The organism is Helicobacter pylori Shi112, assembly GCF_000277405.1.
GTDB lineage: Bacteria > Campylobacterota > Campylobacteria > Campylobacterales > Helicobacteraceae > Helicobacter > Helicobacter pylori_C.
Map to the genome: position 1 here is coordinate 946431 of NC_017741.1, position 25064 is coordinate 971494.

17 protein-coding genes, 2 tRNA genes and 2 pseudogenes are annotated in these 25064 nt (G+C 41.1%); 9 read left to right on the forward strand and 12 right to left on the reverse strand.

What is annotated here, in order from left to right; all coding sequences use genetic code 11:
• Window positions 1-239: 239 nt before the first annotated feature.
• From babA to HPSH112_RS04560, 3 genes are all read right to left on the reverse strand, one after another.
• Entirely contained in the window at window positions 240-2492 is a 2253-nt protein-coding gene (gene babA, locus HPSH112_RS04550; RefSeq protein ID WP_000716209.1) for a Hop family adhesin BabA, read from the reverse strand.
• Between the two features lie 195 nt (window positions 2493-2687).
• Window positions 2688-2764 (reverse strand) — tRNA-Met (locus tag HPSH112_RS04555).
• A 28-nt stretch (window positions 2765-2792) separates the two neighbouring features.
• Window positions 2793-2867: transfer RNA gene (locus HPSH112_RS04560), tRNA-Gln, on the reverse strand.
• Between HPSH112_RS04560 and HPSH112_RS04565 the strand changes: the two genes are divergently transcribed.
• Entirely contained in the window at window positions 2842-3468 is a 627-nt protein-coding gene (locus HPSH112_RS04565) for a hypothetical protein (protein WP_001146883.1), read from the forward strand. The two genes, HPSH112_RS04560 and HPSH112_RS04565, sit on opposite strands and share 26 nt — an antisense overlap.
• Here the strand turns inward: HPSH112_RS04565 and hypD are convergent.
• The 5 genes from hypD to pta form a co-directional block, all read right to left on the reverse strand.
• Window positions 3419-4531, reverse strand: a complete 1113-nt coding sequence (gene hypD, locus HPSH112_RS04570) for a hydrogenase formation protein HypD (protein ID WP_000115665.1) — start codon at window positions 4529-4531, stop codon at window positions 3419-3421. The genes HPSH112_RS04565 and hypD overlap by 50 nt on opposite strands.
• Window positions 4532-4533: 2 nt before the next feature.
• A complete protein-coding gene (locus HPSH112_RS04575; protein ID WP_000335458.1) occupies window positions 4534-4770 on the reverse strand; it encodes a HypC/HybG/HupF family hydrogenase formation chaperone in 237 nt (78 codons plus the stop codon).
• The gene (gene hypB / locus HPSH112_RS04580) at window positions 4770-5498 is read right to left on the reverse strand and encodes a hydrogenase nickel incorporation protein HypB (RefSeq protein WP_000572576.1); all 729 of its coding nucleotides are present in this window, start codon (window positions 5496-5498) and stop codon (window positions 4770-4772) included. Before hypB ends, HPSH112_RS04575 begins: the two co-directional genes overlap by 1 nt.
• A 254-nt stretch (window positions 5499-5752) precedes the next feature.
• Window positions 5753-6052 (reverse strand): cupin domain-containing protein, encoded by a 300-nt coding sequence (locus tag HPSH112_RS04590; protein WP_000784751.1) that lies wholly within the window; start codon window positions 6050-6052, stop codon window positions 5753-5755.
• A gap of 10 nt (window positions 6053-6062) precedes the next feature.
• Entirely contained in the window at window positions 6063-7730 is a 1668-nt protein-coding gene (gene pta / locus HPSH112_RS04595) for a phosphate acetyltransferase (RefSeq protein WP_001161798.1), read from the reverse strand.
• A 220-nt stretch (window positions 7731-7950) separates the two neighbouring features.
• Between pta and fliK the strand changes: the two genes are divergently transcribed.
• From fliK to HPSH112_RS04625, 6 genes and pseudogenes are all read left to right on the forward strand, one after another.
• Window positions 7951-9510: a flagellar hook-length control protein FliK gene (gene fliK, locus HPSH112_RS04600; protein WP_001139905.1), complete on the forward strand. Its 1560-nt coding sequence runs from the start codon at window positions 7951-7953 to the stop codon at window positions 9508-9510.
• A gap of 50 nt (window positions 9511-9560) precedes the next feature.
• The gene (flgD, locus tag HPSH112_RS04605; RefSeq protein WP_000963229.1) at window positions 9561-10496 is read left to right on the forward strand and encodes a flagellar hook assembly protein FlgD; all 936 of its coding nucleotides are present in this window, start codon (window positions 9561-9563) and stop codon (window positions 10494-10496) included.
• On the forward strand, window positions 10493-12310 hold the full coding sequence (locus tag HPSH112_RS04610; protein WP_001000245.1) for a flagellar hook protein FlgE: 1818 nt from the start codon (window positions 10493-10495) through the stop codon (window positions 12308-12310). Before flgD ends, HPSH112_RS04610 begins: the two co-directional genes overlap by 4 nt.
• 166 nt (window positions 12311-12476) lie before the next feature.
• Window positions 12477-12539 (forward strand): annotated as a pseudogene (locus tag HPSH112_RS08775) (restriction endonuclease); the annotation flags it as partial.
• A gap of 16 nt (window positions 12540-12555) precedes the next feature.
• Window positions 12556-13716: an Eco57I restriction-modification methylase domain-containing protein gene (locus HPSH112_RS04620; RefSeq protein ID WP_000398296.1), complete on the forward strand. Its 1161-nt coding sequence runs from the start codon at window positions 12556-12558 to the stop codon at window positions 13714-13716.
• On the forward strand, window positions 13710-15740 hold the full coding sequence (locus HPSH112_RS04625; protein WP_000894607.1) for an ATP-dependent helicase: 2031 nt from the start codon (window positions 13710-13712) through the stop codon (window positions 15738-15740). The genes HPSH112_RS04620 and HPSH112_RS04625 overlap by 7 nt, the downstream gene beginning before the upstream one ends.
• 518 nt (window positions 15741-16258) lie before the next feature.
• On the opposite strand, the pseudogene HPSH112_RS08995 reads toward HPSH112_RS04625, so the two are convergent.
• A pseudogene (locus HPSH112_RS08995) lies at window positions 16259-16439 on the reverse strand (hypothetical protein).
• 114 nt (window positions 16440-16553) lie between these two features.
• On the opposite strand from HPSH112_RS08995, the gene alpA reads away from it, so the two are divergent.
• Window positions 16554-18101 carry a Hop family adhesin AlpA gene (gene alpA / locus HPSH112_RS04635; RefSeq protein ID WP_000592486.1) on the forward strand — a complete coding sequence of 516 codons (1548 nt, stop codon included), beginning with the start codon at window positions 16554-16556 and terminating at the stop codon, window positions 18099-18101.
• A gap of 21 nt (window positions 18102-18122) precedes the next feature.
• The gene (gene alpB, locus HPSH112_RS04640) at window positions 18123-19706 is read left to right on the forward strand and encodes a Hop family adhesin AlpB (protein WP_000812605.1); all 1584 of its coding nucleotides are present in this window, start codon (window positions 18123-18125) and stop codon (window positions 19704-19706) included.
• Window positions 19707-20242: 536 nt separating this feature from the next.
• On the opposite strand, the gene hofG is transcribed toward alpB, so the two are convergent.
• From hofG to HPSH112_RS04660, 3 genes are all read right to left on the reverse strand, one after another.
• Window positions 20243-21781: an outer membrane beta-barrel protein HofG gene (gene hofG / locus HPSH112_RS04650; RefSeq protein WP_001248492.1), complete on the reverse strand. Its 1539-nt coding sequence runs from the start codon at window positions 21779-21781 to the stop codon at window positions 20243-20245.
• Window positions 21782-22017: 236 nt separating this feature from the next.
• Window positions 22018-24459, reverse strand: coding sequence for a TonB-dependent receptor (locus HPSH112_RS04655; protein WP_000998488.1), 2442 nt, complete (start codon window positions 24457-24459; stop codon window positions 22018-22020).
• Window positions 24460-24632: 173 nt separating this feature from the next.
• Window positions 24633-25064: an L-threonylcarbamoyladenylate synthase gene (locus HPSH112_RS04660; RefSeq protein ID WP_001229979.1), complete on the reverse strand. Its 432-nt coding sequence runs from the start codon at window positions 25062-25064 to the stop codon at window positions 24633-24635.

The following is a 25064-nucleotide window of genomic DNA, read 5'->3' on the forward strand; positions in this document are numbered from 1 at the left end:
AAGCGCTTTGAAAAGTCAGTGAAAGTCAGTGAAAGTCAGTGAAAGTCAGTGAAAACAAAAAGATCAAACCCCCCTAAAAAATAGCACCTTTTAAAAATTACCGCTGAAGCTTTCCACCAACTAAAAGGCTAAAAAGGATTTGCATCAAACCCCCCAAAAAAAAAGAGAGTTTAAAAAAGAAAAGCTTTAAAAAAGAAAGTTTTAAAAGAAACCCCTTAAAAAGGGAGTTTCACAAAAGCTTAGTAAGCGAACACATAGTTCAAATACACGCTATAGAGCCTTCTGTATTTGAGTTCAGCCCCCATGAAGGAGTAGTAGTTCGTGTTGATGGTGGGGATTTTAAGCCCTAGTTCAATGCCATGCTGAGCGGCATGATCGCTGCCTTTTTTCTTAGACCTAGCGAGATTCATCCTCACTCCCATGTTGAATAAGAATTGGAAGTTCGCCACATTCATTTTAGCGTTATAGACATTATTCACGGTGGCTAAATTCACATACTCAGAATTAAGCCATGAAGTGCCCGCTAACGCAATCCCGCCAAAAAGCCCCACAGAAAGCTTGTTGTTTTTGCCTAAGAAATTGGTGGCTTTATCGTTGATGAAGTTATAAAGCGCGTCCGCTCCAAAACCATAAGTCCATACATCAGAAGCCGAGTTGAAAAAGCTGGATTTGATGAACGCATGGTTGTAGTCAAAAAAGCCGTAATACCTAGCGCCCCACTTCCTTTTTTGGCCAAAGAATTGTTTGTAGCCCACTTGGATACCGATCCCATTCATCGCGCCGTTGTTGGTTTGAGAACTGACGATGCCCACTTTCCTAAAGGGGTTACGCCCTAGCTCTTGGTTGATGGTTTGGACTTGGTTGTAAGCGTTTTGATTGAGGTAGTAATTGGTTTCTATGCCTTGCGGGCTATAGGGGTTATTCTTTTTGCTCACCACATTTTGCAAAGATTGAGCGTTAGGGACTTTAGAGAGCGCGGTGGTGATGCTGTTATAAGTGCTGCCCAATTCGCTGTATCTAGATTTGAAATGCACTAGAGTGTCAGCGATGTTTTCTGCTTGCTCTATTTGCTGCTCTTGAGTGCCAAAATGAGCGATGCTGTTGCTTAAATTCGTTATGGTTTGTTCCACATAGGCGCAACCGGAAGCGAAAGTTTGAGTGGTAACTGTGCCAGGAGCTGAACCTTGTGTGCCACCAGTGCCAGCTGTTGAGGGGTTGTGGCATGTGGCTAAAAAGCCTGTAACAAAATTTTTAAAAGTCCCGCTAAGATTGTCTGGGTTAATGGCCTGCCCCACTTGATGGGATAAATCGAGCATTTTGGCTTGCGCGCTAGCGTTAGCGAGCATGCCTTGCGCAAAGCTAGCGTCTGTGAAAGGGTTGAAAGGCTTGCCTCCACTGCCTCCCACTTGTTGAGTTGATTGCTCGTTACTATTAATGACGCTCGTTTGATTGACAAGCTCTTGCGCGTCTGCGATCATCTTTTGGATCGCGCTGATTTCGTCTGAAAAAGCGCCGCACAGCTTATTAGCGGGCCATTCCCACTTTGGACCATTCGCTTGATTATTAGGTGCAGTGAAATACGGGCATGCCGTGTTGATGGTGTTGATGAGCGTGCTCGCTTGCGCTAAGAGAAATTGAGCGTTATCAGGCACATCTTTTAATGCGTTGGTGATTTCGGTGTAGGAGACCTTTGATGTATTACCTGCTGCGTTCGAATCAACGACTTTTGAGCTGATCGTGGTGTTCACGGTTTTGCCGTCTATGGTTTGGGATTTGGTTGTTCTTCCGCCATTTCGCCCATCGCCATTTTCGCTGGTGCCTGTTATACCAAATAGTGACGGATCGCAGTTAGTATTCCCTTCCCCTGAGCATGTGTAAGTATAGGTTACATCAACCTTCCCGTTGTTTTGATTGAGCGCGCTCAAGCCTTTCTTTAAAGCCGTTTGGAGGATTTGATAGGCTTCGTTAAGCTTTTTCATGTTATCAATGCTCATAGGGCCATAGTATCCAGGGGAATATTTGTTCAAAGAACAAGTCAAGGAAGCGGATCGATACCCTGGCTCGTTGTTGAAGATGGTGGTTGAAGAGGTGCTTTTTTGACTACCATTACCCCCGCATTGCGTAACATAGCCCACGACATTCCAAAACCCTACCGCCGCATTGATCGCTAAAAGCACGGCTTGATAGGCCGGGGAATTTTTGGTATCGCCGATCAAGTTCTTCGCGCTCGCGCCCAGATTTTCACGCGCCGCGTTGATCGCGCTCGGATCAGAGGACAATCGGATAAGGTTGGTTAAGGTGCTGTATCTGGTTAAAAGCTTGCTCAAGTTTTCATAATTGTCTGAAAGCTGTTGGATGCCTTTGGTGTTGCTCACCATTTGAGCGGCTTCACCGATTTGATAGCCCGCGCTCATGTAAAAGCCGTCGTCTTCAGCGCTCAAAGTGGAAACTAAAAGCGAGCCTAAAGCGAATGAAAGGATGTGTTTTTTCATGTTTTCTCCTTTTTGAATTGGATTGGATTTAGTAGGATTTCATACATTCAATAGAATGTATTTGGAGCATTATAGCATAAAAGTCGTTTTTTTTTTTTCATTTTGGAAAAATGTTGTCATTTTTTTGATTTTAGATTCTTTTTGTTTCATTTAGTGTAGTTTGGTGGTGCGATTGGGTGGTGCGGTTTAAAAGATTGGTTGCGGAGAATGGATTTGAACCACTGACCTTTGGGTTATGAGCCCAACGAGCTACCGGACTGCTCTACTCCGCGCCAAAATACGCTAAAAGGAAAAGAAAAATGGCTGGGGTGCAAGGATTCGAACCTCGGAATGCCAGGACCAAAACCTGGTGCCTTACCGCTTGGCGACACCCCAACACAAATACACAAATAATAAAAGAAGCATTATACAAAAGCTTTTTAAAAAAGTCAAGCTAAAATGCTATAATTTCATCATGGAAAATGGATTTGACCCCCTAATTTACCAACGCTATGTGAAAAAGAAAGAAACCTTTTTGCTTTTTAAAAAAATCGCTCAGGTGTCTGCGTTTAAAAATTTAAAGCTCCAACTCAAGCGAAGAGAAGCGATTAAGTGGTATGTTTCTCAAGCTTTAGGGGATTTAAAAAAAGGGTTTAGATACGCTAAAATAGAAAATCAAATCCTAAAAATCTATTTCACGCACCCTAGCTATTTGAAAGCCTTTAAAATAGAGAAAGATCATTACACCCACAACCTAAAAGCCCATTTCAAAGAAACGCAAAAAACCCTAAAAGCCTTGAATCACCCTTTTGATTTTAAAGCCATCCAAGCGAGCGTGAAAAAAAGGGCTTATGAAAAACCGGTTGCAAAAAAAGAAAACCCCCCTAAAAGCGTGAATGTCCATTGCGAGGGTTTGAGCGATTTCACTAAAAAGCAATTTCTAAAGCTCAAACGCGCTTGTAACGATAATACGCCGCGCACGCCCCCTCAGAGCTGACCATGCAACTGCCGATCGGGTTTTGTGGGGTGCAAGTTTTGGCAAATAGCGGGCAGTCTAGGGGCTTGGCGATGCCTTTTAAAATCTCCCCGCACTTGCATGCCTTGTTTTCTTTAGAGGTTTTGTGGCTTAAATATTCTTGAAAGACTTTTTCAGCGTCATAAGAAGCGAAGGTTTCTTTGAGTTTTAGAGCGGAATGTTTGATATTCCCCAAACCTCTCCATTCAAAATTTTCCCTAACTTCCATGCATGCATGGACTAACTCTTGCGCTTTCACATTCCCCTCATAGCTAACCGCTCTTTTATACTGGATTTCTAGCTTGGCTTCTTTTTTTAAGGCTTGTTTGATGAGCATCAGCACGCTTTCTAATATATCCACCGGCTCAAAACCGCTCACCACAATAGGGAGCTTGAAGCGATCAATTAAAGGAGCGTAGATTTGAGCGCCGCTTATCACGCTCACATGGCTAGGGGCTAAAAGGGCGTTAATCCGGCATGCTGGATCTTTTAAAATCGCGCTCACGCTAGGAGGCACTAAAACGTGGTTGATGTGGAAAAAAAGGTTGTGGATTTTTTCTTTTTTGGCGTTCCATAAAACGCTAGCGCTCATGGGCGTTGTGGTTTCAAAACCGATCGCAATATAAATGACTTTTTTATGCGGGTTTTCTTTAGCGATTTCTAAAGCTTGCATGGGCGAATACAAAAAACGCGCATCTAGCCCCTTTTCTCTGGCTTGTATCAAACTCCCATAGCTCCCTGGGACTTTCATCATATCCCCTAAACTTAAGATGATGCTATCTTTAATCGTAGCGAGTTCATAAGCTTCATCAAGGCGCGCTCTTGGCATCACGCATACCGGACACCCGGGCCCATGCACGAACTCTAAACGATTGGGCATCAAATCCAAAAGCCCGTATTTCATGATGGAATGCGTATGCCCTCCGCACACTTCCATGATGACTAATTTTTTTTCAAGTTTAAAAGCGAGTTTTTTGATTTCATTAGAGAGCGCTAAAATGGTTTGCTTGTCTCTAAAAGGGGCGATGAGATGGTTAACGCTCATTATTATTCGTGCGTTTCGTTCATTTTGGCGATCATTTCTTGATAAAGTGCAATGGATTCTAGGGCTTCTTTTTCATCCATCTTACCCATCACATAGCCGATGTGCAACAGCACATAATCGCCCACTTTAACGGACTCGCCCATTAAATCCAAGCTCGCCTCTCTTTGAACGCCTAAAGTTTCTAAGAGTGCCACATTATCGTTAATGGCTATGACTTTAGAAGGGATCGCTAAACACATTAAAACGAATGCGTGGATTGGTAATTTTCACGCTTTTTTTCTAAAAGGAAATTTTTAAAATCTTCCAAGCTTTTAGGGTTTTTGGAGCTCATTAAAAAAATAGGCGCTTCAGGCTTTAATTTTTGCATGTCTTCTTTGACTTGAGAAACCCTGAAATTAAACACTTCAATCATATCCGCTTTACTGATAATCACCGCATCAGCGCACATAAACATCGTGGGGTATTTTAGCACCTTATCATCGCCCTCTGGGACTGAGAGTAAAACGATATTCATCGCCGCTCCCAGATTATAGCTTGAAGGGCAAACCAGATTCCCCACGTTTTCAATGATTAAAAAATCGCTTTTTTCTAACGCTCCCTCACTTTTAAGCAAATCAAACGCCCCCTCAATCATGCTCGCTTCCAAATGGCACGCTTCGCCGGTGGTGATCTGGTGTGCGCTCACGCCTTTTTTACGCAATCTGTCTGCATCTCTATTGGTTTGCAAATCGCCCTCTACCACGCAAAACTTAAAGTCTTTAAAATCCGCTAGGTTTTCTAGCATCGTGGTTTTACCGCTGCCTGGAGAGCTCATGAAATTCAACACATACAGCCCTTCTTTCAGGTAGCGTTCTTTCATTTCAGCGGCTTTGATGTCGTTCTTGCTCAAAATCTTTTCCACGATTTTGACATCTTTTTTACTCAAATTAGGGTTATTTTGTAAAGATTCTTTTCGTTGTTCGATCATTGCTTGTTCCTTTCTTTTAAAATTTTCGTATCGTAGCATGCTTAATTAAACGGCTATGATCTAGCGGCTTATCTTCTTAGCTGATTTTTAGCTCAAAAAATGCGCCTGATTTCAATCCTTTTCGTTGCTGTCGTCTTTATTCTTTAAAACTAACCTAATAATCCTCCAAATGATGATTAATAAGATTATGGTTAAAAGCAAATACCAAGTATTCATAAAACAACTTTCATCGTTTCATTTTCATTTCACTTTCCTTATTTTTTACTTAAAGATAGTCTTATAACGCTATTTTCTAAAGCGTCCAAACGATGCAAAACTTGAGCTTCTAGGCTGATTAGTGCTCCTTTTGGCATTTCTATTTTTTCATTTTTGGCTTCAAAAATGATTTTGCCCTCTAAAACCTGCACGCTGATAGCTCCCGGGGCCTTGTGTTTGTCTATGATCGCTCCTTTGGGCATGCAAATGCGCATTTCCTTATTGGAAGAATTTTCACTCAACGCTTCAATGTGGAGCTTTTCAAAATGAACGCCCTCTAAAAAATGAACCATTTTCATCAAACAACCTTTATTTTAATTTTTCTGCTATTTCTTTCGCTTGTAAAGCGATTTCTAGCTCTTCATCAGTAGGGATTAATAAAACCTTAACTTTAGCGTTAGGCTGGCTCAAATCCACTAATCCGTTGCCCGGATTGTCGTTGGTGGGCTTGTGCAAAGCGATCCCTAAATCTTCTAAGCCTTCGCACACGCTCTCTCTTAAAGCCGAGTAGTTTTCCCCTAATCCCAAAATGGGCCCTATCGCCACGGCTTTAGCGCTTCGTTGCACCGCTTTATAAGCGATATTCCCAGCGTTTAAATCCGGGAAAATAAAAACGCTAGCTTGCCCGGCCACTTGGCTGTTAGGCATTTTTTTCTTGGCTACGCTTTGATCAATGGAAGCGTCAAATTGTAAGGGGCCATCAATTTCTAATTGCGGATCTAAAGCTTGCGCGATGGTTACAGCTTCGTTGATCTTGTCTATCATTTCGCCTTGAGCGGAATCGCCTGTCGCATAAGAGAGTAAGGCCACTTTAGGCGCGATATTGAATTGTTTAGCGCTCTTTGCGGAAGTGATAGCGATTTCAGCCAATTCTTTAGGGCTAGGGTTAGGGATAATCGCGCAATCCCCAAAGACTAACACTTGAGTGTCTAAACACATTAAAAACACGCTTGAAACCAGGCTCACGCCGGGCTTAGTTTTAATGATTTGCAAAGCGGGTCTAATGGTGTCAGCCGTGGTGTGATTCACCCCAGAAACCATCGCATGCGCATAGCCTGAATGCACGAGCATGGTCGCAAAATAAGTCTTATTGAGCACCAATTGCTTAGCTTCTTGCTCACTCAAGCCCTTTGATTTTCGCAATTCATACAAATTGTTAGCGAACTCTTCTTTATAATGAGAAGTGTTGGGATCAATGATTTCTGCATTTTCTAAATTCAAGTTCAAATTTTTCGCTTGGGAATTAATAACTTCTTTATCGCCTAGTAAAATCAATCCTACCGCACCCATAGCGTTCAAACGATGCGCAGCTTTTAAAATCCTTTCATCTTCGCTCTCTGGTAAAACCACTTTTTTAATCTGCTTTTTAGCCTTTTTTTCCAAACCCATTTGAAAGGCTAAAGGGGTGGTGATCTCGCTTTTTGTTTGCAACACGCTTTCTATCAGATCCGCTTCTAATTCGCCCTTGCAAAGAGACGCGCTTAAAAAATTGGGTTTTTCAAGCATTTCGCCCGCAAATAACCCTACAGCGAAAGGGGCTTCTTTGTTGAGAATATGAGAATGCATGGCTTTCAAACGCTCTAAACTCGTTTGCGCGACAGCCACAATAGGAGCGTTTAAATGCTTGGCTAAAGTGGTGTTTAAATCTAAAAGAGCGTTTAAGAAAAACTTCGGCGCATACCCTAAACCAATGACAAAGTCATGCGTGGTTTGTAATTCATCATAGCGTTTGAGAATCGTTTCAAAGAGTAACTCTTCTTGAGCAGCGCTCGCAAGCTCTAAAGCCTTTTGTTTGTCTATGGCGCTATGAAACTCTAAAGGGTTCAAGCCCTCACACTCCAAAAAGCCCTCACACCCCCCATCAATGGGCGAAAACAATGCGATTTTTTGATAGCGCGGCTTTAGTGCTTTTAAAAGGCTCTTACAAGCAACCCCTAAAACTTCTGTATCTTCTGGGTAAATCCACAAACCTTGCATGCAAAACTCCGTAAATTATCGTTTTTATTTAATTGTAGCAAAATTTAATTAAACCTAAACGAAACCATGATTTTGTAAAACCCTTTTAGCATTTTTTACCACACAATGATAAAAGAGCTTGACGCTAGTCAAGCGGTATCTGATTAAAAAACAGAGTTAAGGAACTCTTTTTGCTTAACTCCTACCATGTAAAATAAAAGAGTTGTTTTAAAGGATAATCATGCCATCTCCTATTAATCCCATTCACACCAACGCAAGCGCCAACGCAAGCGCCAACGCAAGCACTTTAATAAATAGCGGAGCGAAAAACGAAGTTAAAGACACCAAAAACGCCCCCAAAAACGCATCAAAGGATTTCAGTAAGATCTTAAACCAAAAGATCTCTAAAGACAAAACCGCCCCTAAAGAAAATCCTTTAAAAGCCACGCCAAAAGACACTAAAGAGAGCGCTAAAGAGCTTGAAAAAACCCATACCCCACACCACCAACACGCTCAAAATCTCGCCAAAGACCAACAAGCCCCTACTTTAAAAGATTTACTCAACCACAAAAAAACCACCGCCTCGCATGAAGCTCAACACGAAACGCATGAAAACCATGAAACTAACCCAAAAACCCCTAACGAAACTTTAAACAAGAATGAAAAAAAGCCTAATGGAGTTATTTCTAACGCTCATCAAGCGAACTTAACCAATAAAAACCCACTAACCCCCACTAACCACGCTATCAAAAACCCCACAGCCCCAACTCATAACGCTAAAGATCCAAAAACCCTTAAAGACATCCAAACGCTGAGCCAAAAACATGACTTAAACGCCAGCAACATTCAAGCAACCGCTCCGTTAGAAAAAAAAGAAACCCCCTTAAATGCAAGCGACAAGCTCGCTTTAAAAACAACGCAAACGCCCATTAACCACACCCTTGCAAAGAACGACGCTAAAAACACCGCCAACCTTTCTAGCGTTTTGCAATCCTTAGAAAAAAAAGAATCGCACCATAAAGAGCGCGCAACCCCCCCTAGTAACGAAAAAAAAACGCCCTCTTTAAGGGAAGCTTTACAAATGAACGCCATTAAAAGGGATAAAACGCTTTCTAAAAAAAAGCCAGAAAAAACCCTTACTAAAACCCAAACTACAGCCCCAAGCCCAGAAAATGCCCCTAAAATCCCTCTTAAAACGCCCCCTTTAATGCCTTTAATAGGAGCTAACCCCCCTAATGATAACGCTCCAACGCTATTAGAAAAAGAAGAAAAAACTAAAGAAGTAAGCGAAAATAAAGAAAAAACTAAAGAATCCAATAACAGCACTCAAAGCGTGCAAAACGCCCAAGCTAGCGATAAGGCAAGCGAGAATAAAAGCGTTGCCCCTAAAGAGACGATCAAGCATTTCACCCAACAATTAAAGCAAGAAATCCAAGAATACAAACCCCCCACAAGCAGGATCTCTATGGATTTATTCCCTAAGGAATTGGGCAAGGTTGAAGTGATTATTCAAAAAATGGGTAAAAACCTTAAAGTGAGCGTGATTTCTCATAACAACAGCTTGCAAACCTTTTTAGACAACCAACAAGATCTCAAAAACAGCCTGAACGCTTTAGGCTTTGAAGGGGTGGATTTGAGCTTTTCGCAAGATTCTTCTAAAGAGCAACCCAAAGAGTCATTAAGAGAGCCATTCAAAGAGCAGGAATTAACCCCCTTAAAAGAAAACGCCCTAAAAAGCTACCAAGAGAATACGGATAATGAAAACCAAGAAACGAGCATGCAAATCACTCTTTATGCGTGATTTTAAGCAAGTTTGCTCTATAATAGGACATCTTTAATAAGGAAGAGATCATGGCCATTGATTTAGCAGAAGTTACAGGGGCTAAAGCCGCGCAAGAAAGGAAAAAAGAGCAGCCCGCAATCGCTAACGGGTTGGATAAAAACGCTTTCATGAAACTCTTTTTAGAGCAATTGAAAAATCAAGACCCCACCGCTCCTATGGAAACGGATAAGATCATCACCCAAACCGCGCAGCTCACGCAAGTGGAAATGCAAGAAGAAAACAAAAAGACCATGCAAGAAGTCGCCAGCGCCATGAAATCCAATAAAGAAACTAACGAGTCTTTAAAAGACTTTCAAGGCGCTTTAAAAGACACCATGGAAAACCTTAATAAAGGCATGGACGATAGCCTAAAGGCTAATAACGCTTTAAGGGAAGTGAGCGCGCTCAATTCTGTAAGCATGATAGGCAAAATCGCTGAAACCGATGTGAGCGGGGCGAATTTTGATGGCAACAATAAGCTTTCTTTTTCGCTCTTTTTTGATGAAAAAATTGACGCTTCTAAAGGAGTGCCAGCGATTCAAATCCTGAATGAAAACAATGAACTAGTCAAAACGATTCCTTTAAAAGATTATAACGGGCAAAAGGGGTATATCAATTTTGAATGGGACGGCTTGAACGAAAAGGGCGAAAAAGTCCCTAAAGGCAATTATAAAATCAAGGCTGAATACAATTTAGACTCCCAAAGCAAGCAGTATTTGCAAACGCGCATCGGTAGGGGCGAAGTGGAAAGCGTGATTTTTGATAAAGGCAAACCCATGCTGAGAATGGGCGAAATGGTTTTACCCATAGACAGCGCAATAGAGTTTTATAAACCGGATCAAAAACCACTCGAACAAAAACCGCTTGATCAAAAGCCACTTGATCAAAAACCGCTTGATCAAAAACCGCTTGATCAAAAGCTCTCTGATCAAAAGCCCCAAACCCCCCCTAAAGAGACAGCATGAACGACACCTTATTAAACGCTTACAGCGGGATTAAGACCCACCAGTTTGGCATTGACAGCCTTTCAAACAATATCGCCAATGTCAATACTTTAGGCTATCGCTCCAACGATCCGGAGTTTAAGACCCTATTTTCTTCGCATTTAGACGCTTTGAACGCCAAATCCGTTGTGGCTAATGACCGAAATTACGGCGTTACAGGCTCAGGCAATGTCCTTTCTAATAAAGACGGGGAATACATGCCAAGCGAGGGGGAATTCCACATGGCGTATCAAGGCAAGGGCTGGTTTGTGATAGGGCCCAATAAAAATGGGGAAATGACCATCAATAAAGACGGCTTTAGCAAAAAACAGGATAATTTCCTCACGCGCGCCGGTAATTTCGCCAGGGACGCTGATGGCTATTTAGTAACCCCTGAGGGCTATTATGTTTATGGCATTGATTTGAAAAAAATCAAAGACGGCACGCTCAATTCCACCGCTAGAGATGAAGACATTGAAAAATTGCATGGCAACACCCTTTCGCCCTTACAAATCCCCCAAGATTTGACTTACCAGCCCGTGCTTAGCACGAAAGTGGGTATTAGCGTGAATCTAAACCCTAAAGACCATTTAAAAGGCGTGCAAGATTTTTTCTTAAACGACAAGGGCGAGATCATTAAAGAGCGTTTTTTAAACCAGGATATTAACGCTTTAGCGAATGACGATAACGAGCCAATAGATGCGATCACCAATCGTAAATTAAACATCAGTATCCAAAAAGAAGATGGCAAAAAAGAGGATTTGGTTTTCACTTATGGGGACGCTGAAAAGGGCGAAAACCAATTCAAAACTTTAGGCGATTTGCAAAAACTCTTTAAAGAAAAAACCGGGCTAGACTTGAATCTCATCAAAAGCGAAAAAGACGCCAAAAGCCCACCCCTTTTATTAGAGATCGCTAATCCTAGCCAAACGCCTATCACCTTTAGCTTGAGCGGGGGCATTGCGGATAAATTGGGCTTGAATGCGAACGGGATGGAACTAAAAAAGGGCATCAGCAGGGATTCAGTAGCGATTAAAATCCCTTATTACAGCACAGAAGTGGATATTTATGATAAAGCCGGGGATAAATACTTGCTCCAAAGCGAATATTACATGACCAATTCCAACGATCCCACATCAAGCCCCACGAGTAAAAGGAAAAACCAAACTTGGGAAGTGAAAAGCTACATCGTGGATCCCAAAAACAAAACCCCTATCAATGATCCTACTTGGGAAATTGTCGGCTTTGATTCAGCCACGCACAAAATGAAATCCGCCCCCATGACTTTGGATTTTAAAGGCAATAAGCTCACCTATTCTTTAGATAAAAGCGAAAACCATGATTCTAGCGATTTGTCTTACCAAGACTCCAAACTCTTAGAAGCGAGCCAAGACGGCAAGCCTAGGGGCATTTTTAGAGACATGCGCATTGAAGAAAATGGCGTGATTTCTCTAGCCTTTAGTAACGGGGTGGTAGAGCCAGTCGCTCGCATCGGTATTTTAGCTTTCACTAACGATCAAGGCTTGAGAAAAATCGGCGGTAACCTCTATGAAATGCAAGAAGGCACCATTAATGGCGAAAACAGACCCCTAAGCGGTAACCCCATTTTAGGGTGGGACGAAGAGGGCAAGCTCAAGTTTGGGAAAATCAGGCACAAATATTTAGAAACGAGCAACGTGAATGCCGGGAACGCCCTAACCAATCTCATTTTAATGCAAAGAGGCTATTCTATGAACGCTAGAGCCTTTGGCGCGGGCGATGACATGATTAAAGAAGCCATTAGCTTGAAAAAATAAAAAAAGCTTGATTTTAGCGATAACCCCTTAAAAAGCGCTCTTCTTTAGGGGATTTAGTTGGGGGTTGTAGGGGGTTTTAAACGCTCTCTATCCCCTTAAGAGAATGGGTTTTGCCATAAGAATAGAGTTTTTTAATAAAATAAAGAGCGTTAAAAGAGTTAAATTCAGTAAAAACTCCATCTTAAGCGCTTTAGCTGAAAGTGTTAAGTTACGAGCTAATATTTATTGAGCATTCAAAGAATTTTTTGGAGGGTTTTTTGTATCAATTAGACATTAAAACTTTAGGGCAGGTTTTCACCCCTAAAAATATAGTGGATTTCATGCTCACTCTCAAACACAATCATGGGAGTGTTTTAGAGCCAAGCGCGGGCGATGGGAGTTTTTTAAAGCGCTTAAAAAAGGCTGTAGGGATTGAAATCGATCCTAAAATCTGCCCTAAAAATGCCCTTTGCATGGACTTTTTTGACTACCCTTTAGAAAATCAATTTGACACCATTATTGGCAACCCGCCCTATGTCAAACACAAGGATATTGCGCCAAGCGCTAAAGAAAAACTCAATTACAGCCTTTTTGATGAAAGGAGTAATCTGTACTTGTTTTTCATAGAAAAAGCGATCAAGCATTTAAAACCTAAAGGCGAATTGATTTTCATCACCCCAAGGGATTTTTTAAAATCCACTTCCAGCGTGAAATTAAACGAATTGATTTACAAAGAAGGCACGATAACGCATTTTTTTGAATTAGGCGATCAAAAGGTTTTCCCAAACGCCATGCCTAATTGCGTGATTTTTCGTTTTTGTAAGGGCAATTTCAGTAGAATCACCAACGATTGTTTGCAATTCGTGTGCAAAAAAGGCATTTTATATTTCCTCAACCAATCTTACACGCAAAAATTAAGCGAGGTTTTTAAGGTTAAAGTGGGGGCAGTGAGTGGGTGCGATAAGATTTTTAAAAATGAAAAATACGGGAATTTAGAATTTGTCACCTCAATCACGAAAAGAACCAATGTTTTAGAAAAAATGGTTTTTGTCAATAAGCCTAATGATTATTTACTCCAGCATAAAGACAGCCTGATGCAAAGAAAGATCAAAAAATTCAATGAAGCCAACTGGTTTGAATGGGGTAGAATGCATCACATATCCCCTAAAAAACGCATTTATGTCAACACTAAAACGCGCCAAAAAAACCCCTTTTTTATCCACCAATGCCCTAATTATGACGGCTCTATTTTAGCGCTATTCCCTTATAACCAAAACCTGGATTTACAAAAACTCTGCGATAAACTCAACGCTATCAACTGGCAAGAATTAGGCTTTGTGTGCGATGGGCGTTTTTTGTTTTCGCAGCGCTCTTTAGAAAACGCGCTTTTGCCTAAAGACTTTTTAAATGAGGATAAAACTTGTTAGAAACTTTGCAATTAAACCCCGAGCAACTAAAAGCGGTCAAGGCTTTGAAAGGGTATAATTTAGTGATTGCGAGCGCTGGCACAGGAAAGACTTCTACGATTGTGGGGCGCATTTTATACCTGCTTGATAACGGCATCAAGCCTGAAGAAATCTTGCTTTTGACTTTCACCAATAAAGCGAGTAATGAAATGATCGCTAGGGTGGCTAAATATTCCAAGTTAAGCTCCAAAATTGAAGCGGGCACTTTCCATGCAGTGGCGTATCGCTATTTGAAAGAGCATTACCCCAATTTAAGCCTAAAGCAACCTAAAGAATTGAAAAAACTTTTAGAAAGCATTGTGGACACTAAAAACGCGCTAACAGATGACGATAAAAAGCCCTACACTTCGCAACATCTCTACGCCCTCTATTCTCTTTATACCAACGCTCTAAAACAAGAAGATTTTAGCGCATGGCTTTCTAATAAAAACCCTGAACACACGCCATACGCCGCCTTTTATGAAAACATTTTAGACGAATTTGAAAACACTAAAAAAAAGCATAATTATATTGACTATAACGACTTACTGCTGTTATTTAAACAAGCGATGCTAGAAAGACCTAGCCCTTATAAAGAAGTGCTTTGCGATGAGTTTCAAGACACTAACCCCTTACAAGAATCCATTTTAGACGCTATCAACCCTCCCAGTTTGTTTTGCGTGGGCGATTACGATCAGAGCATTTACGCTTTTAATGGGGCGGATATTTCTATCATTTCTAATTTCACTCAAAAATACAAAAACGCCCAGGTTTTTACGCTCACCAAAAACTACCGCTCTTCTAAAGAGATTTTAGATCTCGCTAATCAAGTGATACAACACAACGAGCGCATTTACCCTAAAAATTTAGAAGTGGTGAAATCAGGGCATTTCAATAAGCCCGCGCTTTTAAATTACAACGACAATATCGCGCAATGCCAAGACATCGCTAAACGCATTGTCATGCGAAAGAATTTTAAAGAAGTGGCAGTGATTTTTAGGAATAACGCGAGCGCGGATCAATTAGAAGCCGCTTTAAGATCCCACAATGTGCCAAGCAAAAGAAAAGGGAGCGCAAGCTTCTTTGAATCCAAAGAAGTGGCGTTAGCGTTAGACATTTGCACGCTCATCTTTAACCCTAAAGACATTATGGCAGCAATCCATGTTTTAAGCCATATCAGCGATATTGGCTCTAACACCGCTAAAGACATTCATGAGGCCTTAATGCTTTTAGGCAATGGCGATCTCAAACTAGCCCTAACCCACCCTAATAAAGAAGCCAAAATTTACACCAAGAAAAAAGAAATCACCTCTATGGGGCTTTTTGAAGAAATTTTTGCTTTAGAAAACAGCTCAAGGTTTAATAGCGTGATAGATAAAGCGTTCCATTCGCACCCGGTGTTGATGCACCCTAAAATCTCACTCAATGGGGCTAAAATGCTTAGCGATTTTTTCATTCTTTATACCAAAACCCCTACCCATTCCCCTAGCGCTTTAATCAAACACATTTTAGAAAGCGTGTTTTTTCAAACCTTTAAAACACGCCTTTTAAAAGAGCGCTCCAAAAATAAGGACGGCTCTTATAACGAATTTAAAAAACTCCAAGCGCAAAAACGCTTCAATGAAAAAATGGATTTGCTGAGTTCTTTGGCGAAAAATTACCAGAATTTAGGGCGTTTTTTAAACGGCACTTTAATAGGCTCTAGTGAAGCCACGCAAGGCGAGGGCGTGAATCTATTGAGCGTGCATGCTTCTAAAGGCTTGGAATTTAAAGATGTTTATATTATCGATTTAATGGAGGGCCGTTTCCCTAACCACAAGCTCATGAATACCGGTGGGGGCATTGAAGAAGAGCGGCGGCTTTTTTATGTCGCTATCACAAGGGCTAAGGAAAATTTATGGCTTTCTTATGCAAAAAACGAATTGAGAGAAAACGCCAAACCTAAAGAGCATAAGCCCTCGGTGTTTTTGTATGAAGCGGGGCTTTTGAAACCCGATTTAAAATAAAATTGGTTTTTGTGTTGTTTGTTTAAAACGCTAGCAACCACAGATTTTAAACTCTAGCTTGCGCTAGAGCCAAAATTTTAGTATAATGGCGTTGTGAGGACCATTAAAACTATGATTACCAATAGTAATTTCATAGTTGGTTATCTCCTTTCGGGGTAACCGCCCACTATTACCCCAAACCCTAACATGCTCCAAATTTTCACAACAAAAGAGATAACTTAAAATCATTATTTGCGTTGGCGTGATTATAGTTTAAAAAACTAAATTAATAATCAAAGAGATTGATGCTAGTCAAAAAAAACGCTAGTAACCACAGATTTTAAACTCTAGCTTGCGCTAGAGCCAAAATTTTAGTATAATGGCGTTGCGATGGTCATTAAAACTATGATTACCAATAGTAATTTCATAGTTGGTTATCTCCTTTCGGGGTAACCACCCGCTATTACCCCAAACCCTAACATGCTCCAAATTTTCACAACAAAAGAGATAACTTAAAAGGACTATTTGCGTTGGCGTGATTATAGTTTAAAAACCCAAAAATGCCAAAAAGCGTTTTTAAAACCCCAAAAATTTAAGGCTAATCCCCCCATGAAATCTTGTTTTTTTTTTTTTTTGTAAAAAGCGCTCCAATTGTTGTAACTTTATTGCTTTATAAGGGGTCTTTAAGGGGATTTTTAAGGCTAGTTTAATTTTTCTTATGTGAAAATATCACAATTACATCTAATAATTTGTATTACTAAACGTTATTTACTGATGTAACTTAAATCCCAAATTTAAACTCAATCAAGGAGCATCCCATTGATAAGGAAAATCATGATAAAGAAAAATAGAACGCTGTTTCTTAGTCTAGCCCTTTGCGCTAGCATAAGTTATGCCGAAGATGATGGAGGGTTTTTCACCGTCGGTTATCAGCTCGGGCAAGTCATGCAAGATGTCCAAAACCCAGGCGGCACTAAAAGAGACGAACTCGCAAGAGAGCTTAACGCTGATACAACGAACAACATTTTAAACAACAACACCGGAGGCAATGTCGCAGGGGCGTTGAGTAACGCTTTCTCCCAATACCTTTATTCGCTTTTAGGAGCGTATCCAGAGAAACTCAATGGTAACGATGTGTCTGCGAACGCTCTTTTAGGGGGTGCGGTAGGCAGTGGGACTTGCGCGGCTGCAGGGACGGCTGGTGGCAATTCTCTTAACACTCAAAGCGCTTGCACCGCTGCGGGCTATTATTGGCTCCCTAGCCTTTCTGATAGGGTTTTAAGCACGATCGGCAGCCAGACTAACTACGGCACGAACACCAATTTCCCCAACATGCAACAACAGCTCACCTACTTGAATGCGGCGAATGTGTTTTTTAATGCGATGAATAAGGCTTTGGAGACCAAAAATGGAACTAATGGAGCTAGTGGTGCGACTGGTTCAAATGGTCAAACTTACTCTCAAGACGCTATTAAATACCTTCAAGGCCAACAAAATATTCTCAATAACGCAGCTAACTTGCTCAAGCAAGATGAATTGCTTTTAGAAGCTTTCAACTCTGCCGTAGCCGCCAACATTGGGAATAAGGAATTCAATTCAGCCGTTTTTACAGGTTTGGTGCAAGGCATTATTGATCAATCCCAAAAAGTTTATAACGAACTCAATAAAAACCCCATTAGCGGGAGCGCGGTTAATAACGCTGGGATAGATAACAACCAAGCTAACGCTGTGCAAGGGCGCGCTAATCAGCTCTCTAACGCTCTTTATAACGCGCAAGTAACTTTGGATAAAATCAATGCGCTCAACAATCAGGTTAGGAGCATGCCCTACTTGCCCCAATTCAGGGCCGGGAACAGCCGTTCAACGAATATTTTAAACGGGTTTTACACTAAAGTGGGCTATAAGCAATTCTTCGGGAAGAAAAGGAATATCGGTTTGCGCTATTATGGTTTCTTTTCTTATAACGGAGCGAGCGTGGGCTTTAGATCCACTCAAAATAATGTAGGGTTATACACTTATGGGGTGGGGACTGATGTGTTGTATAACATCTTTAGCCGCTCCTATCAAAACCGCTCTGTGGATATGGGCTTTTTTAGCGGTATCCAATTAGCCGGTGAGACCGTCCAATCCACGCTCAGAGATGACCCCAATGTGAAATTGCATGGGAAAGTCAATAACACGCACTTCCAGTTCCTCTTTGACTTTGGTATGCGGATGAACTTCGGTAAGTTGGGTGGGAAATCCAACCGCCACAACCAGCACACGGTGGAATTTGGCGTAGTGGTGCCTACGATTTATAACACTTATTACAAATCAGCAGGGACTACCGTGAAGTATTTCCGTCCTTATAGCGTTTATTGGTCTTATGGGTATTCATTCTAAGAAAGGGGGGATCAGACAAATATGAAACAAAATTTAAAGCCATTCAAAATGATTAAGGAAAATTTAATGACACAATCTCAAAAAGTAAGATTCTTAGCCCCTTTAAGCCTAGCGTTGAGTTTGAGCTTCAATCAAGTGGGCGCTGAAGAAGATGGGGGCTTTATGACCTTTGGGTATGAATTAGGTCAGGTGGTCCAACAAGTGAAAAACCCGGGTAAAATCAAAGCCGAAGAATTAGCCGGCTTGTTAAACTCTACCACGACAAACAACACCAATATCAATATTGCAGGCACAGGAGGCAATGTCGCCGGGACTTTAGGCAACCTCTTCATGAACCAATTAGGCAATTTGATTGATTTGTATCCTACTTTGAATACTGCTAGTATTCATCAATGTGGTAGTGGTAGTGGTAGCACTAGTGGCACTACTGCTGCTGCTACTAATAATTCTCCTTGTTTCCAAGGTAACCTGAGTCTTTATAACGAAATGGTTAGCTCTATCAAAACTTTGAGTCAAGACCTCAAAAACAATATCTTTCAAGGCAACAACAACACCACGAGCGCGAACCTCTCCAACCAGCTCAGTAATCTTAACACTGCCAGCGTTTATTTGGCTTACATGAACTCGTTCTTAAACGCCAATAACCAAGCGGGTGGGATTTTTCAAAACAACACCAGTCAAGTTTATGGGAATGGTGTTACCGCTCAACAAATCGCTTATGTCCTAAAGCAAGCTTCAATCACTATGGGGCCAAGCGGTAATGGCGGGGCTGCCGGTGCGTTTTTGGACGCCGCTTTAGCGCAGCATGTTTTCAACTCTGCTAACGCTGGGAATGATTTGAGCGCTAAGGAATTCACTAGCTTGGTGCAAAATATCGTCAATACTTCTCAAAACGCTTTAACGCTAGCCAACAACGCTAACATCAGCAATTCAACAGGCTATCAAGTGAGCTATGGCGGGAATATTGATCAAACGCACTCTACCCAGCTATTAAACAACACCACAAACACTTTGGCTAAAGTTAGCGCTTTGAATAACGAGCTTAAAGCTAACCCATGGCTTGGGAATTTCGCTGCCGGTAACAGCTCTCAAGTGAATGCGTTTAACGGGTTTATCACTAAAATCGGTTATAAGCAATTCTTTGGAGAAAACAAGAATGTGGGCTTACGCTACTACGGCTTCTTCAGCTATAACGGCGCGGGCGTGGGTAATGGCCCTACTTACAATCAAGTCAATTTGCTCACTTATGGGGTGGGGACTGATGTGCTTTACAATGTGTTTAGCCGCTCTTTTGGTAGCCGAAGTCTTAATGCGGGCTTCTTTGGGGGGATCCAACTCGCAGGGGATACTTACATCAGCACGCTAAAAAATAGCCCTCAGCTTGCGAGCAGGCCTACAGCGACAAAATTCCAATTCTTGTTTGATGTGGGGTTACGCATGAACTTTGGTATCTTGAAAAAAGACTTGAAAAGCCATAACCAGCATTCTATAGAAATCGGTGTGCAAATCCCTACGATTTACAACACTTATTATAAAGCTGGCGGCGCTGAAGTGAAATACTTCCGCCCTTATAGCGTGTATTGGGTCTATGGCTACGCCTTCTAAAAAAGCTCAAGGCCTTTTAAAGGCCTTTTATAGGCTTTGACGAACCCTTTTAACCCCCACTTTAAAACAACAAAAATCCTTATCTCAAATTAACCCCCCTAAAGAACGCTTTATTAAAGCTGTTATTTTGCTTTAAAGCACTCCAAAGCTCTTTTATTTTGTGAAGCGATCAAACGCTAAAGGCGTTCCCCTAACCCAAAAAAACCGCTTTTTAAACCACCCAAGCAGAAATCCCAAACATCTTTAGCGATTGGAATGGATGCCGCTAATTTGTTATAACACTCTCATACATTTGCATCTAGCATAGGAAGCGCACAAAGTTACGCCTTTATAGATATGATGGAGCTAATGCGTTGGAGCTCAAGCTCTGTAAAATCCATTAGGGACACAGAACAAGACCAAACTCTCCCCCAACATCAGGAAGCCCAATCGTTTTTAGCGGTTGGGCGCTTCACAAAACTAGCTTTGCGCAAAGTCTTTTATACTCAGATTTTAAAAAATGCCTTGGAGTGTTTTTAACTTGCTGTGATTGAAAATCAAAACTTCAGCGTGAGGTTGGTCATCATGTAACTTCTGTCTTGGTAATTAGCGCTAAAATCGGGGTTATTGAATTTGGGCGTTCCAAAATACCCCGCTTGATAGCCTTTATTGATCCTAGCCCCATAATAAGTGATCCTAAAGTTAAGAAGGATCGATTCAGTGAATGCATAGCTCGCATTGAATTGCAAGGAGTATTCATTAGCCCTCCCCACTTGCCCTAACGCATTTTTATTCGCATGAGAGATACGCCCAAAAACATGCCATGCAAAACGCTTATGGATCCCTCCAACAGAAGTGTAAAAAGTGAAAGTGTTAGCGTTAGTGATCGCATCAGCCAGCCCATCATAAGCCGTATTATCCCAAAAATCATAGCCAATCATTCCGGCATGCCTAGTCGTTACGGAGATTTCATTACCGATATAGGAAGTGTTATTACCCCTTGGCATCGTGTGAGAGCCTAAAAAAGCGTCTGAATTGCCAAAGGTGTTATAAAAGCCAATGGACCAGTTGAAATTATCCCACCAAAAAACCTGGCGGATATTTAAAGTAACGCCATTCCTCCCTAACAACGAGCCATGAGGCGTGCTGTCTTCTAAACTATAAGTTTTTGTCTCTGGGTTATACCACCCCCTATAGTATAAAGGAAAGGTTGTCATTATCATGCTTTGAGAGCGAAAGCCTACATTTTCAAAATTCCTATTCGTGTCATAGACCAGCTTAAAACCAGGAGCGTTATAAGTTTTAGGGGAAAAATAATAAAAAAATTGAGCGTCTAAACCTTTATAAGAATAAGTCGTGGTGATCCCATGCCAGCCATAATTGATGAAATCGTTGCTGTTATTAGGATTGCCTCCCTTTTTCAAATAAGGCACTGTCGCAAAAAACTCATAAATCCAAGAGTTGAACGCTAAACCCCTACCAAAAGAACTCCACCACCAAAATCTTAACCTTTGCGTTTCAGTCTTATAGGGCTGATAATACACTTCCCACCCTTGATTGGAACCGCTCATAAAATCAATATTCGCTTCATAACGCCCCGCCTTAAACCCAAAAACATCTTTGTAATCGTATCGTAAAAAAGCGGTATCCACCACATAAGGCCTTGCATGATAGCTCGCTGATTGAGAAGTCCCCGCATAAGCAGGGCCAAGATACTTATTAAAAAAGTATCCATGATAGCCCCCAATGAAATTCTCTACAATTGAGCCAAAAATCTTCCCGTTAGCTTGGTTAATATCGTTCTTAGTCTTATCATAAGGAATGGCTGCAATCGCCCCACCCAAAGAGACAGAGAGCCTATGGTTTTCGGTGCCTTTAGGGAGTAAATTGACTTTGACTTGCGCTAAAGTTACAATATCTATAAAACTTTCAGTAGGATAAATCCCTTTTTTAGTATTGATTTGAGAATTGTTAAAACCAATCTTAGAAAAGTTCTCCACACGACCGCTAAAGCGATAATCAAAAGCTTCTGCAGGACATAATAAAAACGATAAAAGCGATAAAGAAGAAGTCAAAAAATACTTTTCTTGCCTCACTAAACTCTCCCTAATTTTAATTGTATGATCTTTTTTGTTGAGATTATAATTATAATCAAAAATAACATAAAATTAAAATATTAATTAAAATCCACAACCCTATTTCACAAAAAGTAACCCTTCATTGTAAATTGGTTTAAAATGAAAGGATTAAAATCATATATTTGTTACTTCTAAAGAATGTTTTATTTTTGATTAACTCGCTACCCATGAAACCCTCATTTTTAGCTCCATTATTAAAACTTATAAGAAATTTCAAACCTAGCGTTAAAGCCAGGCTCTGCCATGCCCCTTGCGTATTTGTCTTGATTGGGTTCATCAGGGCTCATCACCGGGCTTGCTTGATCAATATATTGTTGGTTAAAAACATTATTAAACACCGCATTCAAACTCAAGCCTTCAAGCTTCTTATAGGTGGGTTTGTAGGTTACAAAAAAACTGCTCACCCCATAACCGGGCTTATGCACATAAAAAATCCCGGGCGTTTTAGGGCAATTGCTAGGCCGTCTGTCAATATCCGTAGGGCCGTTGCGATAAGGGCTATAAGAGCAATAACTCAAATCCGTAACGAATCGTGAAAGCCAAGTGATGCTAAGGCCAGTGCGTGGGATCGTGTAGCTTGCCGTTAAAATAAACACATTGCCTGTTGTGGCAGCCAATTCATACACATCAGCGATCAAGCGCCCTTTTAAAGAAGGCCATGATCGCGCCACGCTCAAGCCTAAAGAAAAGCCCTTGTATTTAGCCGTCCCTGAAACTTCATAACCAGGCACATAAATAATATCTTGTGCGGGCAAGTTGGTTACAAAAAGCGTTGAAGAAAATTGGTTGATGTAGTTAGAGATCAGTTGGACAAAACCTGCGGCCCTGAAATCAAAATACTTACTGCTGTATTCGGTGTTAAATTCCACATTTTGCCCAATTTCTGGCTTTAAATTGCGGTTATAGCGCAAATTATCTTGACGCATCCACACCAAACCTCCAGGCATAGGGCCTCTGGTTACATACGCGTAAGAAAGCCTGAAATTCAAATTCTCTAAAGGCGAGACATTTAAAGCCGCGCTAGGGCTAAACCCTTGGGTTATATGCAACTGCCAATCTTTATCCACTAAAGTATAGACATCATAACGAGTCCCTGCCCCTAAAGTTACCATAGGGTGTAAGGTGTAATTCGCTTGCGCATACACCCCAACCACATTCGCGCTAGCGCCATTCCTTTGGCAACGCCCGTTCATATTGGGATCATTAGGGCCTGTAACCCTTAAGCATGCATCAGGGGCATCGCCGGGTTTGACTAATTCGCTATTAGGGATCGCTTTATCAAAAGTGGTTAAGTTTTGGTAATTCAACCCGTATTCAAAAAGATTGTCATTCTTATGATCTATGGTGTGGATCACATTCGCATTAAACCCGGAATTGATGATGAATAAATTTTTATTAGCCACCACAGAACCCCCTCCAAGGCTTTTAAAAGTGATGGAGCAAGTTTGTTTAGCAGCGTCATAAATACCCCCTTGCGCCACGCATTCATTTTCTTCGCCAAGTTCTGGGTTTGGGGTGAAAGGAATGATAGTTGCTATATCGTTAGGCCTAAAAAGCGGATCAATTTGGACATTCCTAATGCTTGTATAACCATTGATTTTTAATTTAGGATCACCAAAACGACTCCCCCCTTCTCTTTCATAATTCAAGCTCACATTATGCACTAAATTGACGCTATAAGTTTTAAACAAACTAGCGTCATTTTCAAACAAGCAATCGCTAGGGTTTTTCTCGTTAGGGAAAGCGTTAAAATCACCGCAAGAATAGGGTAAAAAAGTGCCTGTAAAATTCGCTCTTAAGGGGCGATTAGCGTTATCTCTGGTCATGTTATAGCTGAGCGTTAAGGTATCCCTTTCGCTCAAATAACCATTGATCTTAGCCATCACATTGTTTTGCTCGCTAGGACTTCCTGTAACTTTATTATCCGCTTTAGGTCTAAAAAGATCTTTTGTGGCATTATCCCCATCACGATAATAGAAAATATTTTGATGCGTGTAATATAAAAGCATATCAAAATGATTGTTACGATAAGCGCCCATCACGGTTTCTCGATCCCCAAAGTTGGTTAAAAAAGTGGCAGCCCCACTCATGGCGTAGTCTTTACCTTTAGGGATAAAATCGCTCGCGCTTCTAGTTTCCATTCTAATTGCGCCAATCAAAGCCATAGGCCCCGCGCTCGCTTGAGCCGCCCCCTTAGTAACCACCACGCTTTTGAGCATTCCAGGGTCAATAATCGTATTGCCTTGATGCCCATAGCTTGCGCCCATTTGCGCTGCACCATCCACCGTAACCCTAGCCAATCTGTCTTCAATACCGCGCACATAAATTTTTTGCGCCATGACCGCGCCACCACCCACATTGATATTAGGGTTTCTTCTAAACATGTCGCTGATTTGGTTGGCTTGCCTTCTTTCTAATTCTTTACTTGAAATGGTTGTCTGGTTGTTGTAATTAAAGATTTTAGCCGCTTGAGTGGTAACTTTGCCTAGAGTGTGTTGGGCGTTCTTTTTTTTATCCTTTTTTCTTTCTGTCTTTCTTTCTTCTTTTTCTTCTTCTTTAGCCTCCAATTCAAACATTCCTAATAAGGACAAAAAAAGAGAAAAACTCCAATATTTCCTAAAACGCTTGTCATTCATTCTTAAAATCCTACTTATAATAATTTTTCTTAAAAAATAAGGGTGTTATTGTAGTCAAAAAAATATTACAACCACCTTAAAAGAGCTAGCCATTTTTGATAAACAAATGATAAACTTTTAGGAAAATCCCACAAAAACCTATTTCAAAACGCGCAGAATGCGAAAGGTCTTTTCTACCTCACTCTCACTTTTTTATCTTTATAGAGCCTGAATATTTTAGAGCTAGAGCTTTCAAACAAACCCCTTTCATCGCTCACAACCACATCAGCGAGCTTGGAAGCGATCTCTTTATCATAAGCGCATTGGGTGAGGTTGGCTGAGGTGCTATAGAGCGTTTTAAAACGCTTTAAAAAATCCCCATGCCTGCCCCTAACCACACGAACGGCCTTAGAGTTAGGATAAATAAAAGTGGTTTTAGCGCTTCTTCTGATGAGGTTTTTAAAAGCGTTGGGCGCGCGCACCAGGCTTTTTAAGGTGGTAAAATCAGCGCTTTCTATTAAAACGCTTTGATTTTTAGGGCGATTTTTTAAGGCGTTGAGTTTTTCGCTGTCTTTAGAAAGCAGTCCTATCGTGGTATCGCTTTGAGCCAGATACACTAACGCCAT